The following is a 15,472-nucleotide window of genomic DNA, read 5'->3' on the forward strand; positions in this document are numbered from 1 at the left end:
ATCGGCCTGTTCCCGAACATGACCATCGAAGAGAACATCGTCGTCGTGCCAAAACTGCTCGGCTGGGACAAACAGAAATGCCACGACCGCGCCCGCGAACTGATGAGCATGATCAAGCTGGAGCCCAAGCAGTATCTGCATCGTTATCCGCGTGAATTGTCCGGCGGCCAGCAACAGCGCATCGGCGTAATCCGCGCACTGGCGGCGGATGCCCCGCTGTTGCTGATGGACGAACCATTCGGCGCGGTCGACCCGATCAACCGCGAGATGATCCAGAACGAGTTCTTCGAGATGCAACGGGCGCTGAACAAGACCGTGATCATGGTCAGCCACGACATCGACGAGGCGATCAAACTCGGTGACAAGATTGCGATCTTCCGTGCCGGCAAACTGTTGCAGATCGATCACCCGGACACCCTGCTCGCGCATCCGGCGGACGACTTTGTCAGCAACTTCGTCGGCCAGGACAGCACGTTGAAACGTTTGTTGTTGGTCAAGGCTGAAGACGCGGCGGATAACGCGCCGTCGGTAAGCCCGGAAACCCCGGTGGCCGATGCGCTGGAGTTGATGGACGAGCATGACCGTCGTTACGTGGTGGTCACCTGTGCCGAGAACAAGGCGCTGGGTTACGTGCGTCGTCGCGACCTGCACCGCCAGACCGGCACCTGCGCGCAGTACCTGCGTGAGTTCAACGCCACGGCGGCGTATGACGAGCATTTGCGCATCCTGTTGTCGCGCATGTACGAGTTCAACCGTTCGTGGCTGCCGGTCATGGATGCCGAGCGGGTATTCCTCGGTGAGGTGACGCAGGAGTCGATTGCGGCTTATCTGAGCTCGGGGCGTTCGCGGGGGATGAAGACCAGTATCGTTTCGCCGGCAGAGGCAGTCGTCGCCTGATTAATCGGTAAAAACGCAAAACCCTGTAGGAGTGAGCCTGCTCGCGATAGCGCAATATCAGTCAATGAAGATGTCGGCTGAAAAAAAGTCATCGCGAGCAGGCTCACTCCTACAGGATCGGGGGTGTTACCAAGTCATTCACAAGGCGGAAAAGAATCTCAACACCTGATAACCAGGCAGCTCGTCTCGGCTACCTTATTCAATAGGCAAAATCCCCCACACACCCACCTCTCGCGGGCAACGTCGCCGATGTTGCGCCTATCACACTTACCCACGACTTAGCCGACAAAAGCTGCGAACGTGCAGGTATGTTTAACACTCGAAAATTCCCGGGGAACATCTGCCCGTCATCTCGGTCGGCTACAAAGAGTGATGAACGCGACGCACGTCAGAAGCGTGCAAAAACGCGACATTTTTAGTTGATCTCAGGCCCCTCACGCCCTAAAGTTCGCGCCGAACGTCCATGCTGGAAACGATCCATCCGGCTCAAGTACTGACGACGAGACAGCAAGGCCAAGGGCAGATAGCCCATGGCCTTTTTGCTTTCGGCGACATGCCTTGGGAAGTAGGCGAACCAAAGTGGGGATACGGAGGGCGTTCATTTGCACCCATTGATTATTAACGTTTGCCAGTAGGAGTTCCCAAGTATGTCGATCCAGGTCGAAGACTATTTCGCGCGCGCTACATTCGACAAAATGAAGGCGTTCGCCGACAAACAGGAAACCCCGTTCGTGGTGATCGACACCGCGATGATCGCTCAGGCCTACGATGACCTGCGCGCCGGTTTCGAATTCGCCAAGGTCTACTACGCGGTCAAGGCCAACCCGGCCGTCGAGATCATCGACCTGCTCAAAGAGAAAGGTTCGAGCTTCGACATCGCCTCTATCTATGAGCTGGACAAGGTGATGGATCGCGGCGTCAGCCCGGACCGTATCAGCTACGGCAACACCATCAAGAAATCCAAGGACATCCGCTACTTCTATGAGAAGGGCGTGCGTCTGTTCTCCACCGACTCCGAAGCCGACCTGCGCAACATCGCCAAGGCTGCGCCGGGTTCGAAAGTCTATGTGCGCATCCTCACCGAAGGCTCGACCACCGCTGACTGGCCACTGTCGCGCAAATTCGGCTGCCAGACCGACATGGCCATGGACCTGCTGATTCTCGCCCGCGACCTCGGCCTGGTGCCTTACGGCATCTCGTTCCACGTCGGCTCGCAACAGCGCGATATCAGCGTCTGGGACGCGGCGATTGCCAAGGTCAAAGTGATCTTCGAGCGTTTGAAAGAAGAAGACGGCATTCACCTGAAGCTGATCAACATGGGCGGCGGCTTCCCGGCCAACTACATCACCCGCACCAACAGCCTGGAAACCTACGCCGAAGAGATCATCCGCTTCCTCAAAGAAGATTTCGGTGATGACCTGCCGGAAATCATTCTGGAGCCGGGTCGTTCGTTGATCGCCAACGCCGGCATTCTGGTCAGCGAAGTGGTGCTGGTTGCACGTAAATCCCGCACCGCCGTCGAGCGTTGGGTGTACACCGATGTGGGCAAGTTCTCCGGCCTGATCGAAACCATGGACGAAGCGATCAAGTTCCCGATCTGGACCGAGAAGAAAGGCGAGATGGAAGAAGTCGTGATCGCCGGCCCGACCTGCGACAGCGCCGACATCATGTACGAGAACTACAAGTACGGCCTGCCGCTGAATCTGGCAATTGGTGATCGTCTGTACTGGTTGTCGACCGGTGCGTACACCACCAGCTATAGCGCCGTTGAGTTCAATGGCTTCCCGCCGCTGAAATCGTTCTACGTGTAAAGCGTCGTCAAATGAAAAGGCCCATGCATTCATGGGCCTTTTTTATTCGCTCAACCAGGTATCGAGATGGCTGATCATCGCGAGAGATTCGTCAGCCTCCTCTTTCGCGGCAGCCAGATGGAAATTCAATTCCCCGAGCTTCCACACACGCTCTGCCCGTAACAGCTCATAAATTGCAGTGTCTATGCGTAATCGTAACTCCTCGATAAATACGCTGACTTGCGCGGCCACGGCCCCTAATCCGTTAAACAAATCGGCAACACCCTTCTTGTATTCGGCGGCGCGCACCACGGGATCGGCTGAAGAATAGGCGATGTCCCAAGCCGGCGCAGTACGAGCGTCGCGAAACAACTCCTGGATAACGGTCGGCAGGCTATGACACTGGCAGGAACGATGATCCATTGCCCTGAAACAAACCGATCCCAGCCCGAACGAAGTCTCATGCACTTCGGCGATTGTATATTTGAGTTGTCCTGCCTCTGATCCGAGTTCGTAGAATCGAAGCGTCAACTCGTGAATCAGATGCGGCAAATCCGTTGGCGGAAACAACTTCCAGGTTTTTGATCGGGACAAACTGTACAACCTGAAATCCACCTGATTGATGGGTTCATTCCTTGAAGTACGCCTGCTTATTTCCAGGGATTCGCTGATAAACGTGGTGAGATCCGCAACATAACCTCTGCACCGGCGTTGTGCTTCGTTGATGCGTCCCCGGAAGTCTCGCAAACAACGCTCATTGAACGGCACGCTGTTCAGGCGCGAATCGCCAGCCAGTACCGTAGCTACATGACCGCTGGCTCTGCGACGTTCAAATACCAGGGGAATATTGTTGAAGGTCTGTGGAACCGACCCTAGATACGCCGTGTAGCGATCCAGCACGAGCCGCTGTGCGTCGGAAAATTCATAGGCAAGTCTATTCATGGCTATTCAGGAGGCGATGGGCGCATTGCCCACCGCCCCGACTCCTTACTGTTGAACAGCCTTCAGGTACTTGACCACGTCGCTGATCCGGGCAACCGCATCAGCAGCTCGCGCCTCGACCGGCACTGCCTTGTCCTGCCTGAAATCGCGGCTGAAGGACTCGAACCCGGCCACCAGATTCGAAAACTCGTTCACATAGCTCCAGCGCCCGTCATCCAACTGGTCGAGAACCTCGACCAGTTGAATTTTCCCCTCAGTCTGGGCGATGTCATTTGCGTATTTCTTCACTTGCGCGCGCAAGTCTGCCGCTTTGTCCTTGAGCCTGTTGTAACCCGCCAACATGTTCAGGAACGAAATCGATTCACCGATGCCGGAGACGATTTTTTTCAGGGTGTCGATCGCCAGCAGTGCAACGGCAACCTGCGGCGGTGCCATACCCAGAGCTTTCAGACTGTCCAGGGATAACTTCGCTTCCTTGCCGATCTTCTCCACACCGGCTTTAGTGATCAAGTCGATGCCTTCGGCCACCGATTTCATCTCTGCTCCCAGAGCGGTCACTTTCTCTTCAGCTTTGATTTTCAGCGTTCGCGTAGCGTCCAGGTCCTGTTGCAGTGTCGCAATCCATTCCTGCGAAGTTTCCCGGTCATAAGCGGTGTTCATGCCATTGCGGGTACTCTTCAGATCTTCGGCGCACTCGGCGATTTTTTTGAAAACCAACTTGAGCTCGCCCTCCATGTCCTCTCGAACCTCATCGGCATCCTCTGGATAAGCAAGTTCAGCCTGATAACCCTTCAATTTGGTCTGGGCACGTTCCAGGTGGATGATATTGGCCTGGGACTGGTTACGCATATCAAACGTCGTTTTCTGGATAGCCACCGCCAGCTCATTCATGGTGCGGACAGTGCCAGGCAAATAATTGAACTGTTCAAACAGCATTTGCGCCGTGGTGTTGCTTTCCTGAACCGCTGCGGCATGAACACGCAAGGCCACTACATTGAAATCCTGACTGCTGGAATTATTGCGCATCGATAACATGACCTTTTTACTCCTGAATGTTTGAAAGTTGCTTCCATACTCTTTTTCAGCCGCGGCAAACACGCCCAGGAGCTGATCGGAACTTGATTTGATTTGTTCCCAAGGTTCGATAATGCCAACAATCTGGTTTTTGAACCTTCGCAGGGAGGTGGCCTCCTGAAGTTGATCAACTTCTTTGGCGGATGCACTGACGTAAGTACTGAGCGCATTCCATACCAGCATCAGGTTCTGAGTCGCCACTTCAGCTTCAATCGCCACATAAGTCAGGTTTTGCAAGTCATCGCGAACTTTGTTCAACGACTTCAGCGTCTGGCTTTTACTGGCCATCTTCTGATTGGCAAGCTGTTGCTCTTCTTTCAGCATGTTCCGTTCCTTGCGGATCGACTCAGCTTTTACGCCCTGATAAATACCCAGAATCAAGCCACCGATATTCAGGGTCGCGGCAGACTTGATGGCTTCCTGCACAAGTTGATCATATTGCTTGTTGAGCCCATCGATCTCTTTCGAGCGCTGATCGATGTCGTTCTGCAGCAATTTAATGTCCGCTTGATAGGTATTCTTCAGCACAAACTCCATACGCAGCCGGATTTCCGGCAATACTTTCTCGCGCATATCAATGCCAAAGCTGTCGAGTTCAGCGCGGACTCGCTCGGCTTTCTGGTGGCACTGCCTGACTTTTGCCAGCATGTCGTTGAGGTAGCCCTTGATGTCCGGAACATCGTCAGCCGACAAAGTGAGAGCAGGAAGATCGGGGATCTGTCGCTTGAGCGCCAGGTACTGCTCCGGCGTGGTGATATCGTGCTCTTCCAGATACCTCGAGGCTTTCAGATCATCATAGATCTCGACGATGCCCCGGCCCGTGCGCAGGATGCTGCCGGCAAAAATCTTCAGGTCGGTACCCGTGAGCATGATTTGCTCACGCAATGGCGACCAGCGCCTGGCATGGTCATACGTCATTGTGAATGTACGCAGAAAGTCCGCAGGCTTGAGGCCTACGCCACCGACATCACCGGCACCGTAGTTCAGATAGGAAATGACATCCTGAATCCGGACGGGCAATGAAAGCCCAAGAACTTCATACTTCCTTAAACTGATAATTTGCTCTTTGGTCAACTGGATACCGGTACCCCGGTTATATTCCTCACCCTCTCCCAGCGATGCATTGACAAATATTTGAGGCGCTTTGGCGGCAGCCTCGACAATCTTGCTGTCGATCTTCGACTCCATGAAAGACTCCTTGTCTTCTTCGGATAATGGTTTGATTTAGTTTGCAGACGATGCCAGCGAGATAATTAATCCAACTTGCTTATAGCCATCGACAAACAGAACCTAGAGCATCAGAAGGAAGAACAACAAGTTCTAAAATATTAGAATTCAAGACAACGGAGAGAAAAACACTAACTTCAACAAGTACAAACAACAACATTCAAAGCCAATAACCTAGTTCAACCCTTACAAGGCAACCAGCTCGTTCAAGCGCAATCGGTAGGCATCTGCAAGTTCACGAAACTGCGGGTGCTGCGTATTCATCAATGATTCACTGGCGACCCGCAAGAAGTTCACGTTACCCCCGGCCAGCGCCTTGCGCAGCCAGCCAAGTGCTTCTTCGACATGCCCCGCGTCCGCCAGTACCGCCGCATGGCTGAACTGCCCGCGAAAATCCCCGCCCTCGGCGGAGCGCCGATACCAGTCTCGCGCGGTTGCCCGATCTTGTGGACAGAACTGACCTTCTTCCAGGTAGCGGCCGAGCAGATTCATCGATTTGGCGTGACCTGCTTCAGCCGCACGTCGATATAACGCCAACGCCTGACGCTGATCCACCGCAACACCGCGCCCGGTCGCCAGCAGATTGGCCAGGTTATACATCGCCCAGTCCAGCCCCGACTCGGCGGCGATCCGATAATGCGAGGCCGCCACCGAAGCATCAGCCACACAACCCCAACCCTGCTCATGACAACGGCCGAGCATGTTGCGCGCCATCAAATGCCCGCGCCCGGCCGCGATGCCGAACCAGCGCAGGGCCAGTGGTGGATCCTGCGCAATGCCTCGGCCATCGAGCAGGATCTGTCCGAGCAACGCCTGCGCTTCTACCTCACCCTCGCCCGCCGCCAGCAGAATCGCCTGCGCCGCGCGAGCCGGACTTTCCTCAAGCATCGCTGCCAGCCCCGAGGCGTCGAGGATTTCTTCGCGGCGCAGTTGAAAACTCATACCTCGACCCAGCGGCGCAGCAGATTGTGATACGTACCGGTCAGGCGAATCAGCGACGGGTGATCAGGCATGTCCTGGGTGAGCTGTTGAATCGCGCCGTCCATTTCGAACAGCAACGCGCGCTGGCTGTCTTCGCGCACCAGGCTTTGCGTCCAGAAAAACGACGCATAACGCGCACCGCGAGTGACCGCATTGACCTTGTGCAGGCTGGTGCCGGGGTACAGCACCATGTCGCCGGCCGGCAGCTTCACCCGTTGCGTGCCGTAGGTATCGTGGATTTCCAGTTCGCCGCCGTCGTAATCCTCAGGCTCACTGAAAAACAGCGTGGCCGACAAATCCGTGCGCACGCGCTCGATGCTGCCTTTGGGTTGGCGCACCGCATTGTCGATATGGAAATCGAAACTGCCCCCCGCCGTGTAGCAGTTCACTAACGGCGGGAACACTTTGTGCGGCAGCGCGGCGGACATGAACAGCGGATTTTTCCACAGCCGCTCCAGCATCGCCGCGCCGATTTCCTTGGCCAGCGGATGACCTTCAGGCAGTTGCAGATTGTGCTTGGCCTTAGCCGATTGATAGCCAGCGGTGATCTTGCCATCGGCCCAATCGGTCTGCTCCAGCGCCAGGCGAATGCGCTGCACTTCGTCTTTTTCAAACAGAGCGGGAATGTGCAGCAGCATGGCAATGTCACCTGATGGCAAAGAGGCGGCAATGGTATTGATTCTTATTGGCTGTGTACAACCCGCAAGACGAATGAACTGGCAAAAACCGTAAGGATAAATTGTAAAGAATGTAAATTCAGTGCGAATAACAATGTTTCGCAATTGATACGAATACCTGTTTACCCTATATTCCGCCGCCTCAAATCCTTGGGGAGGGGAATAAAAATGGCACGTCAACACGCACAATTACCGGTCAGTTCACCACGTCTGCTCGCCTCTGCAATCGGCGTGGCTATCACCGCTGGCTCCGCCGGCCACATGGTGTTCGCCGCCGAAAAGACCGACAGCAAAGCTTCCGGCAATGCCATCGCCCTGGACGCTACCGCCATCACCGGCGAAGCGCAGGACTCGACGTCCTACCAGGTCGAGAAAGCCTCCTCGCCCAAGTACACCGCGCCGCTGGTCGACACGCCGCGCGCGGTCACCGTTATTCCGCAACAAGTCCTCAAAGACACTGGCGCCCTGAACATGCAGGACGCGCTGCGCACCGTGCCGGGCATCACCTTCGGTGCCGGTGAAGGCGGCAACCCGCAGGGCGACCGTCCGTTCATCCGTGGCTTCGACGCTCAGGGCGACACTTACCTGGACGGCGTGCGCGACACCGGTTCGCAGAGCCGCGAGATCTTCGCCGTAGAGAACATCGAAGTCAGCAAGGGCCCGAACTCCGCCATCGGTGGTCGCGGCGCAGCGGGCGGCAGCATCAACCTGGTGAGCAAGAAAGCACACCTGGGCAACTCGTTCGACGGTGGTTTCACCTGGGGTTCCGATCAGACCCAGCGCTACACCCTCGACGGCAACTACCAGTTCAGCGACACCGCCGCTGGCCGTCTGAACCTGATGAGCCACGAAAGCAACGTCGCCGGTCGCGACAAAGTCGATTACGACCGCTGGGGCATCGCGCCGTCGCTGGCGTTCGGCCTGGGCACCGACACCCGCGTCAACCTCGATTACTACCATCTGGAAAGCAACGATACTCCGGATTCGGGCATCCCTTACACCATCCCGGCCGGCGGTTCGGCTGCACGCACCAAGTCCAACCCGGACAAGCCGTACGCCGGCGGTGACCACAGCAATTTCTACGGTCTGGATCGCGACTTCCGCAAGGGCCGCACCGACACCGCGACCTTCGCCATCGAGCACGATTTGAGCGACTCGCTGACGATCAAGAACACCCTGCGCCACGGCACCAGCATGCAGGATTACATCCTGACCCAGCCGGACGACAGCAAGGGCAACGTCAACAATGGCAGCCTCTGGCGCCGGGCGAATACTCGGGTGAGCAACACCGAGACCACCACCAACCAGACTGACCTGTTCGGTAACTTCTACGTCGCCGGCTTCAAGAACAGCTTCTCCACCGGTGTCGAATACACCCGTGAGGAAAGCCAGAAGTCTTCGTACAACGTCAACACCGACACCACGCCGCGCACCACCAACGTCGCGTCGAGCAGCAATTGCACCCCGTCGATGATCGGCGCGTCGAGCGGCTACAACTGCACCTCGCTGTCCAATCCGAACCCGAACGATCCGTGGAACGGCGCGATCTCGCGCAACTACGCCGGCACCGACACCAAGGCCAACACTTACGCGCTGTATGTGTTCGACACCCTGGAGTTGAACGAGCAATGGCTGGTGAACATGGGTCTGCGTTACGACCACTTCGACACCGATTACAAGACCTACAACGCTGCCGGCGCCACCACGTCCAAGGGTGATGACACCAGCGAGTTCGTCACCGGTCAGTTCGGCGTCGTCTACAAGCCTGCGGAAAACGGCAGCATCTACGCCTCCTATGCCACCTCCGCCACGCCACCGGGCAACACCTTGGGCGAAGGTCAGGAAGGCAACCCATTGGGCGGCACCCCGGATCGCAGCGGCAACCTGTTGAGCAGCGACATGGAGCCGGAAACCACCAAGAACTACGAAATCGGCACCAAATGGGATCTGCTCAATGATCGCCTGTCGCTGACTGCGGACATCTTCCGCACCGAGAAAGAAAACGCTCGTGTGCAAGTCGACACCACCTCGTACGAAAACGCCGGCAAGACCCGTGTACAAGGTATCGAGCTGTCAGCCAGCGGCAAGATCACCGACAAGTGGCAAGTGTTCGCCGGTTACGCGTTCATGGACAGCGAACAGGTTGACGGTGGTGACCTGCCGGCCAACAAGGCCAACAACGGTAACGAACTGCCTAACACGCCGAAAAACAGCGCCAGCCTGTGGACCACTTACCAGCTCACGCCGAAGCTGACCATCGGTGGCGGCGCCTTCTACGTCGACGACGTATTCGGCAACGTGGCCAACACCACCATGGTCGATTCGTACGTGCGTTACGACGCGATGGCGGCCTACAAGCTGAGCAAGAACGTCGACCTGCAACTCAACGTGCAGAACCTGACCAACGAAACCTACTACGACAAAGCCTTCTCGACCCATTTCGCCAACCAGGCGGCGGGCCGTACGGCACTGTTGAGCACCAACTTCCACTTCTAAGCGATATTGGAAACTGTAGGAGTGAGCCTGCTCGCGATGGGGTTGTGTCAGTCAGCAAGTTGATTGGATGACACGCCGCTATCGCGAGCAGGCCCACTCCTACAGGGAATGCGCCGTAAGGCGAGGCCCCGTTCACTCAGTTGAACGGGGCTTTTGTGCGTAATCAAAGAAGCTCTCGATAACCCACGGCATAATGCGCGCCGTGAAGACAATTTCCGAATGGACGGCGAGTGACGTGTTGAAGAAAACCCTGTTCCAGTTGCACTGGTTTTTTGGCATCACCGCCGGCCTGGTGCTGGCCTTGATGGGCATCACCGGCGCGGCCTATTCGTTTCAGGACGAGATCCTGCGGGCGCTGAACCCTTCAGTGCTGCAGGTGGAAAAACAAGTCGCTGGCGTCCTGCCGCCCGTTGAACTGGTGGAGCGCATCGAAGCCACTTCGGCGAAGAAAGTCTCGATGCTCTGGGTCGAAACCGACAGCGGCAACGCGGCACGCGTGTATTTCACCCCGCCCAAAGGCGAGCGCCGTGGCGAAATGCGTTACTTCGATCCGTACACCGGCGAGTTCATGGGCGACGCCGTCGGCCAGGATTTCTTCGGCCTGATGCTGCAACTGCACCGCTTCCTCGCCATGGGCGACACCGGGCGCAACATCACCGGCGCCTGCACCCTGATCCTGTTGTTCTTCTGCCTCTCCGGTCTGTATTTGCGCTGGCCGCGCCAGTGGAACAGCTGGCGCGTGTGGCTGACCCTGGACTGGCGGAAAAAGGGCCGCGCCTTCAACTGGGATCTGCACTCGGTGGCGGGCACCTGGTGCCTGTTGGTCTATCTGCTGCTGGCGCTGACCGGGTTGTCGTGGTCGTACGAGTGGTACAACAAAGGCCTGACAAAATTGCTGTCCGACGCGCCGCAAAACGAGCGCGTGCGCGGCGGTCGCGGGCCGGCGCCAGAAGGCCCTGCGCCGACGGCCGACTACGCGGCGATGTGGAGCAGCATCTACAGCGCTGCCGGCCCGGGTCTGGCCGCCTACAACATCCGCATGCCGGCGGTGGCCGGTCAACCGGCGACGGTGTTCTATCTGCTAGACAGCTCACCGCATGATCGCGCCCTGAACCAGATCACCCTCGACCCGGCCACCGGCATCGTCAAACGCGTCGATCGCTATGCCGACAAGAGCTTCAAGGCGCAACTGCTGACCAGCATTTATGCGTTGCACGTCGGCAGCTATTTCGGCCTCGTCGGGCGCATCATCATCACCCTCGCGGCGGTGTGCATGCCGCTGTTCTTCATCACCGGATGGCTGCTGTACCTTGATCGTCGCCGCAAGAAAAAGCAGATCAAGGATGCGCGCAAAGGTCTGCAAGAACCGGCCGGTGATGCGCCGGCATGGCTGATCGGCTTCGCCAGCCAAAGCGGTTTCGCCGAGCAGCTGGCGTGGCAGACCGCCGGCCAATTGCAGGCCGCCGGGTTGCCGGTGAAAGTGCAGCCGCTGGCCAATGTCAGCGAGCAGGATCTGCGCGAATCGAACAACGCGCTGTTTGTGGTCAGCACTTTTGGTGACGGTCAGGCACCGGACAGCGCCCGTGGTTTCGAGCGCAAGGTGCTGGGCAAGGCCGCCGCTCTCGACAGCTTGAATTACGCCGTGCTCGGGCTGGGTGATCGTCAGTATCAGCACTTCTGTGGTTTCGCCCATCGCCTGCATCAGTGGCTGAGCGAACACGGTGGCAAGACCCTGTTCGCCCCGGTGGAAGTCGACAGCGGCGATCCGTACGCCCTGCGTCACTGGCAAACCCAGCTCGGCCTGCTCACCGGGCAAGCGCCGGTCGACACCTGGCAAGCGCCGAGCTATGACAACTGGACCCTGCTGCGCCGTGAGCTGATGAACCCGGACAGCAGCGGTTCGCCGGTATATCTGCTGGGCCTCAGCGCTCCGAGCACCAGCAGCTGGCTGGCCGGTGATCTGGTGGAAGTGCTGCCGCGCAACTGCCCGTGGGTGATCGAACACTTCCTCGACGGCCTCGGTATTCGTGGCGAAACCCTGGTGAAAATAAACGGCCTCGACGAACCGCTGGAAGTGGCACTCGCCTCGCGCCAACTGCCCGAGCATCGCGCCCATCTGGTCGGTCTGCATGCGCAGGCGCTGGTCGATGCGATGGTGCCGCTGGCCATGCGCGAATACTCGATCGCCTCGATTGCCGCCGACGGCGTGCTGGAGTTGATCGTGCGTCAGGAACAGCACTCCGACGGCAGCCTCGGCATCGGCTCCGGCTGGCTGACCGAGCATGCGCCGGTGGGCGGCAGCATCAGTTTACGGGTGCGGCGCAACAGCGGTTTCCACCTGCCGAATCAGCCAGTGCCGATGATTCTGATCGGTAACGGCACGGGTCTGGCCGGGTTGCGCAGTCTGCTCAAGGCGCGGATTGCCGACGGTCAGCAACGCCAGTGGTTGCTGTTTGGCGAACGCAATCGCGAGTACGATTTCCTTTGCCGTGCGGAGCTGGAGGAGTGGTTGATCAACGGAGATCTGGCGCGGCTGGATCTGGCGTTTTCGCGGGATCAGACGGAGAAGGTTTATGTGCAGGATCGCTTGCGGGAATCGGCTGCGGAGTTGAAGAAATGGCTGGCGGACGGTGCCGTGATCTATATCTGCGGCAGCCTTCAGGGGATGGCTTCCGGGGTTGATCAGGTGCTCAATGAGATCCTTGGTGCTGCTGAGGTAGAAAGCCTGATTGAGCAGGGCCGTTATCGCCGCGATGTTTACTGAAAATGCCGAAGAGCCCCTCACCCTAAACCTCTCCCGAGGGAGAGGGTACTGATTGGGGGATGCTACAGAGTTACGTCGACCTGAAAACGCTGTGCTGAATCCAACGTCGATATTAGAGCGCTGTGCCGAATCCATAATCGACTCGGTCTTTCAGGTCGATGTACAACCTGAAACAACTCCGTAGGCCCCCTCTCCCCCCGGGCGGTCCGACGTTTCGGGAGGGCCGGGGTGAGGGGTGTGAGCTACAGTGAAATTTCCAGCCACTTCACAAGGATCGTGAAGCATGCAAAACCGCCCTACCCTCGCTCAATTCGCCCGCCACTTACGCACTCACCAAACCGACTGCGAACACCTGCTCTGGCAAAGACTGCGCTCGCGCCAGATCGCCAATCTGAAATTCCGCCGGCAGTTTCCCTGTCCGCCGTATGTTCTGGATTTTTATTGTGTTGAGTTGAAGTTGGCGATCGAACTGGACGGCGGTCAGCACTATGAAACGGCGGCTGTGATTCACGACCGGCGGCGGACGCTATTCCTTCAACGCCAGGGCATTGAGGTTGTGCGGTTTAGCAATCTGGAGGTGCTTCAGCAGATGGGGGATGTACTGGAGCAGATCATTCGAATTGCGGCAGATCGGAAAAGCCCCTCACCCTAACCCTCTCCCGGAGGGAGAGGGGACTGATTGGGGGATGCTGGAGAGTTACGCCGACCTGAAAGCGCTGTGCCGAATCCATAATCGCCATTCGCTCGTAGCGCCAAATCCATCAACGCCATTCAATCGCAGTGCCAGATCCATAATCACCGCTCACTCGCAGTGTCAGATCCATAATCAACTCGGTCTTTGAGGTCGGCGTATGACTCAAGACAATGCGGTCGGCCCCCTCTCCCTCTGGGAGAGGGCTGGGGTGAGGGGTTTTTGATCTTGAAAAATCAAACCGGCTGCAGCTTCCGCTCAAACACCGCCACCCCATTCAAATCCCGCAACACCACACTCATCTCCCCGCTCTGCCCTTCAATATTCACCTCGCCAAAAAACTGAAACCCGGCAAACGGCGAAGCGTTTTGTGTCGGCGGCGCCTTCTCGAACACGACCTCCGGCCCGAAGGTCTTGTCCAACGGGTTAGGCCCGAAACTCCCGGCATTCAACGGCCCCGCAACAAACTCCCAAAACGGTTCGAAATCCTGAAACGCCGCACGATCCGGGTGATAGTGATGCGCCGCGCAGTAATGCACGTCTGCCGTGAGAAAGACGAAATTGCGCACCTGCTGCGCACGCAGGAATCCGAGCAGTTCAGCGATCTCCAGTTCACGTCCCTGAGCCGGCCCCGGATCACCGTTGGCCACCGCCTCCCAACGCGCCACACCCGGACTCACCTCGCCATCCGGCACGCCTAGACCAATCGGCATATCGGCGGCGATCACTTTCCATTGGGCTTTCGACTTCTTCAATCCGCGCTTGAGCCAGTCCAGTTGTTCGCGCCCCAGAAACGGTTTCGCCGCGCCGAGGTTGTCGTCGTTCGCCCCGCGATAACTGCGCATGTCGAGCACGAACACATCGAGCATCGGCCCATAATTCACCTTGCGATAAATCCGCCCGCCACCGTCGGCGGCCTGCAAACGCATCGGCGAATATTCCAGCCAGGCTTTTCGTGCGCGGCCAACCAGGGTGTGGATATCTTTTTCCTGATAGCGCTCATCCAGTTGCTTGCCGGGCGACCAGTTGTTGACCACTTCATGGTCGTCCCACTGCCAGATCTGCGGCACTTCGGCGTTGAAACGGCGGATGTTTTCGTCCATCAGGTTGTAGCGATAATTGCCACGATAGTCGTCGAGGGTCTGGGCGACTTTGCTCTTGGCTTCTGTGGTGAGGTTGCGCCACACACGGCCACCCTCAGTGGTCAGTTGTGCCGGCACCGGGCCGTCGGCGTAGATGGTGTCGCCGCTGTGGATAAAGAAGTCCGGCAGGCGCAGGCGCATGGCTTCGTAGATGCGCATGCCGCCAATGTCCGGGTTGATGCCGAAGCCCTGGCCGACGGTGTCGCCGCTCCAGACGAAACGGATATTGCGCCGCGCCGTCGGGGCGCTGCGCAAATGGCCGAGCCACGGTTCGCTGGCGACACCCGTGCGGGCGTCCTTGAAATACACGCGATAGAAAATCGCCTGATCGGCGGGCAGCCCGGTGAGTTCGACGCGAGCGGTGAAATCACTGTGGGCATCGGCGAGCGCCGAGATCACCCGACGTGGGTTGCGAAACTGACTGCGGGTGTCCCACTCGACCACCATCCGTGCGGGACGATCGCTGCGGCTCCAGATCATCGTCCGGTCGCCTTGCAGGTCGCCGGACTGTACGCCATCGGTGAGTTGCGGCCGGTCCTTGACCGAGGCGATCACCGCCGGCGCCAGCCCGGGCATCAGCAGCCCGGCGCCAACGGCTTGCATGACCCGACGGCGACCGAGATTGAAATCGCTCATGCTGTTCTCCCTGAGAAAAGGAAAACTAAAGCACGGCTGTATGAACTCGCCATGACACCACTAACCATTGTGGGAGCGAGCCTGCTCGCGAAAGCGGTGTGCCAGTCAACCTACATGTCGCTGGCAGATTGCATTCGCGAGCAGGCTCGCTCCCA

Annotated in this window: 10 protein-coding genes; 5 read left to right on the forward strand and 5 right to left on the reverse strand. The window is 58.0% G+C overall.

The window, feature by feature from the left end:
* Together ACIONG_RS24940 and ACIONG_RS24945 are read left to right on the forward strand one after the other, a co-directional pair.
* A partial coding sequence (locus ACIONG_RS24940) for an ATP-binding cassette domain-containing protein (RefSeq protein WP_401303332.1) occupies nucleotides 1–897 on the forward strand: 897 nt, incomplete at its 5' end.
* 647 nt (nucleotides 898–1,544) lie between these two features.
* Complete coding sequence (locus ACIONG_RS24945; RefSeq protein WP_007915304.1) at nucleotides 1,545–2,708, forward strand: type III PLP-dependent enzyme; 1,164 nt, start codon at nucleotides 1,545–1,547, stop codon at nucleotides 2,706–2,708.
* 42 nt (nucleotides 2,709–2,750) lie between these two features.
* Here the strand turns inward: ACIONG_RS24945 and ACIONG_RS24950 are convergent, their stop codons facing one another.
* The 4 genes from ACIONG_RS24950 to ACIONG_RS24965 form a co-directional block, all read right to left on the reverse strand.
* Complete coding sequence (locus ACIONG_RS24950) at nucleotides 2,751–3,629, reverse strand: hypothetical protein (protein ID WP_401303334.1); 879 nt, start codon at nucleotides 3,627–3,629, stop codon at nucleotides 2,751–2,753.
* 45 nt (nucleotides 3,630–3,674) lie between these two features.
* The gene (locus tag ACIONG_RS24955; protein ID WP_103303162.1) at nucleotides 3,675–5,891 is read right to left on the reverse strand and encodes an alpha-xenorhabdolysin family binary toxin subunit A; all 2,217 of its coding nucleotides are present in this window, start codon (nucleotides 5,889–5,891) and stop codon (nucleotides 3,675–3,677) included.
* 225 nt (nucleotides 5,892–6,116) lie between these two features.
* Nucleotides 6,117–6,872 carry a tetratricopeptide repeat protein gene (locus ACIONG_RS24960; protein ID WP_401303337.1) on the reverse strand — a complete coding sequence of 252 codons (756 nt, stop codon included), beginning with the start codon at nucleotides 6,870–6,872 and terminating at the stop codon, nucleotides 6,117–6,119.
* Nucleotides 6,869–7,549: a Fe2+-dependent dioxygenase gene (locus tag ACIONG_RS24965; RefSeq protein WP_213027536.1), complete on the reverse strand. Its 681-nt coding sequence runs from the start codon at nucleotides 7,547–7,549 to the stop codon at nucleotides 6,869–6,871. Before ACIONG_RS24965 ends, ACIONG_RS24960 begins: the two co-directional genes overlap by 4 nt.
* A 207-nt stretch (nucleotides 7,550–7,756) precedes the next feature.
* Between ACIONG_RS24965 and ACIONG_RS24970 the strand changes: the two genes are divergently transcribed.
* From ACIONG_RS24970 to ACIONG_RS24980, 3 genes are all read left to right on the forward strand, one after another.
* Nucleotides 7,757–10,084: a TonB-dependent receptor gene (locus tag ACIONG_RS24970; protein WP_401303339.1), complete on the forward strand. Its 2,328-nt coding sequence runs from the start codon at nucleotides 7,757–7,759 to the stop codon at nucleotides 10,082–10,084.
* A gap of 235 nt (nucleotides 10,085–10,319) precedes the next feature.
* Complete coding sequence (locus tag ACIONG_RS24975) at nucleotides 10,320–12,848, forward strand: PepSY domain-containing protein (protein ID WP_401303363.1); 2,529 nt, start codon at nucleotides 10,320–10,322, stop codon at nucleotides 12,846–12,848.
* 283 nt (nucleotides 12,849–13,131) lie between these two features.
* Nucleotides 13,132–13,500, forward strand: a complete 369-nt coding sequence (locus tag ACIONG_RS24980) for an endonuclease domain-containing protein (protein ID WP_401303341.1) — start codon at nucleotides 13,132–13,134, stop codon at nucleotides 13,498–13,500.
* 275 nt (nucleotides 13,501–13,775) lie between these two features.
* On the opposite strand, the gene ACIONG_RS24985 is transcribed toward ACIONG_RS24980, so the two are convergent.
* A complete protein-coding gene (locus tag ACIONG_RS24985) occupies nucleotides 13,776–15,317 on the reverse strand; it encodes an alkaline phosphatase D family protein (protein WP_401303343.1) in 1,542 nt (513 codons plus the stop codon).
* Between the last annotated feature and the right edge of the window lie 155 nt (nucleotides 15,318–15,472).

Origin of the sequence: Pseudomonas sp. NPDC087817 (genome assembly GCF_044742875.1) — a bacterium.
GTDB lineage: Bacteria > Pseudomonadota > Gammaproteobacteria > Pseudomonadales > Pseudomonadaceae > Aquipseudomonas.

What these genes read in the sequence shown, in the direction of transcription:
- ACIONG_RS24970 (WP_401303339.1), top strand. Translation starts at nt 7,757, where the DNA reads ATGGCACGTCAACACGCACAATTACCGGTCAGTTCACCACGTCTGCTC.
- ACIONG_RS24945 (WP_007915304.1), top strand. Translation starts at nt 1,545, where the DNA reads ATGTCGATCCAGGTCGAAGACTATTTCGCGCGCGCTACATTCGACAAA.
- ACIONG_RS24950 (WP_401303334.1), bottom strand. Translation starts at nt 3,629, where the DNA reads ATGAATAGACTTGCCTATGAATTTTCCGACGCACAGCGGCTCGTGCTG.
- ACIONG_RS24980 (WP_401303341.1), top strand. Translation starts at nt 13,132, where the DNA reads ATGCAAAACCGCCCTACCCTCGCTCAATTCGCCCGCCACTTACGCACT.
- ACIONG_RS24985 (WP_401303343.1), bottom strand. Translation starts at nt 15,317, where the DNA reads ATGAGCGATTTCAATCTCGGTCGCCGTCGGGTCATGCAAGCCGTTGGC.
- ACIONG_RS24955 (WP_103303162.1), bottom strand. Translation starts at nt 5,891, where the DNA reads ATGGAGTCGAAGATCGACAGCAAGATTGTCGAGGCTGCCGCCAAAGCG.
- ACIONG_RS24960 (WP_401303337.1), bottom strand. Translation starts at nt 6,872, where the DNA reads ATGAGTTTTCAACTGCGCCGCGAAGAAATCCTCGACGCCTCGGGGCTG.
- ACIONG_RS24965 (WP_213027536.1), bottom strand. Translation starts at nt 7,549, where the DNA reads ATGCTGCTGCACATTCCCGCTCTGTTTGAAAAAGACGAAGTGCAGCGC.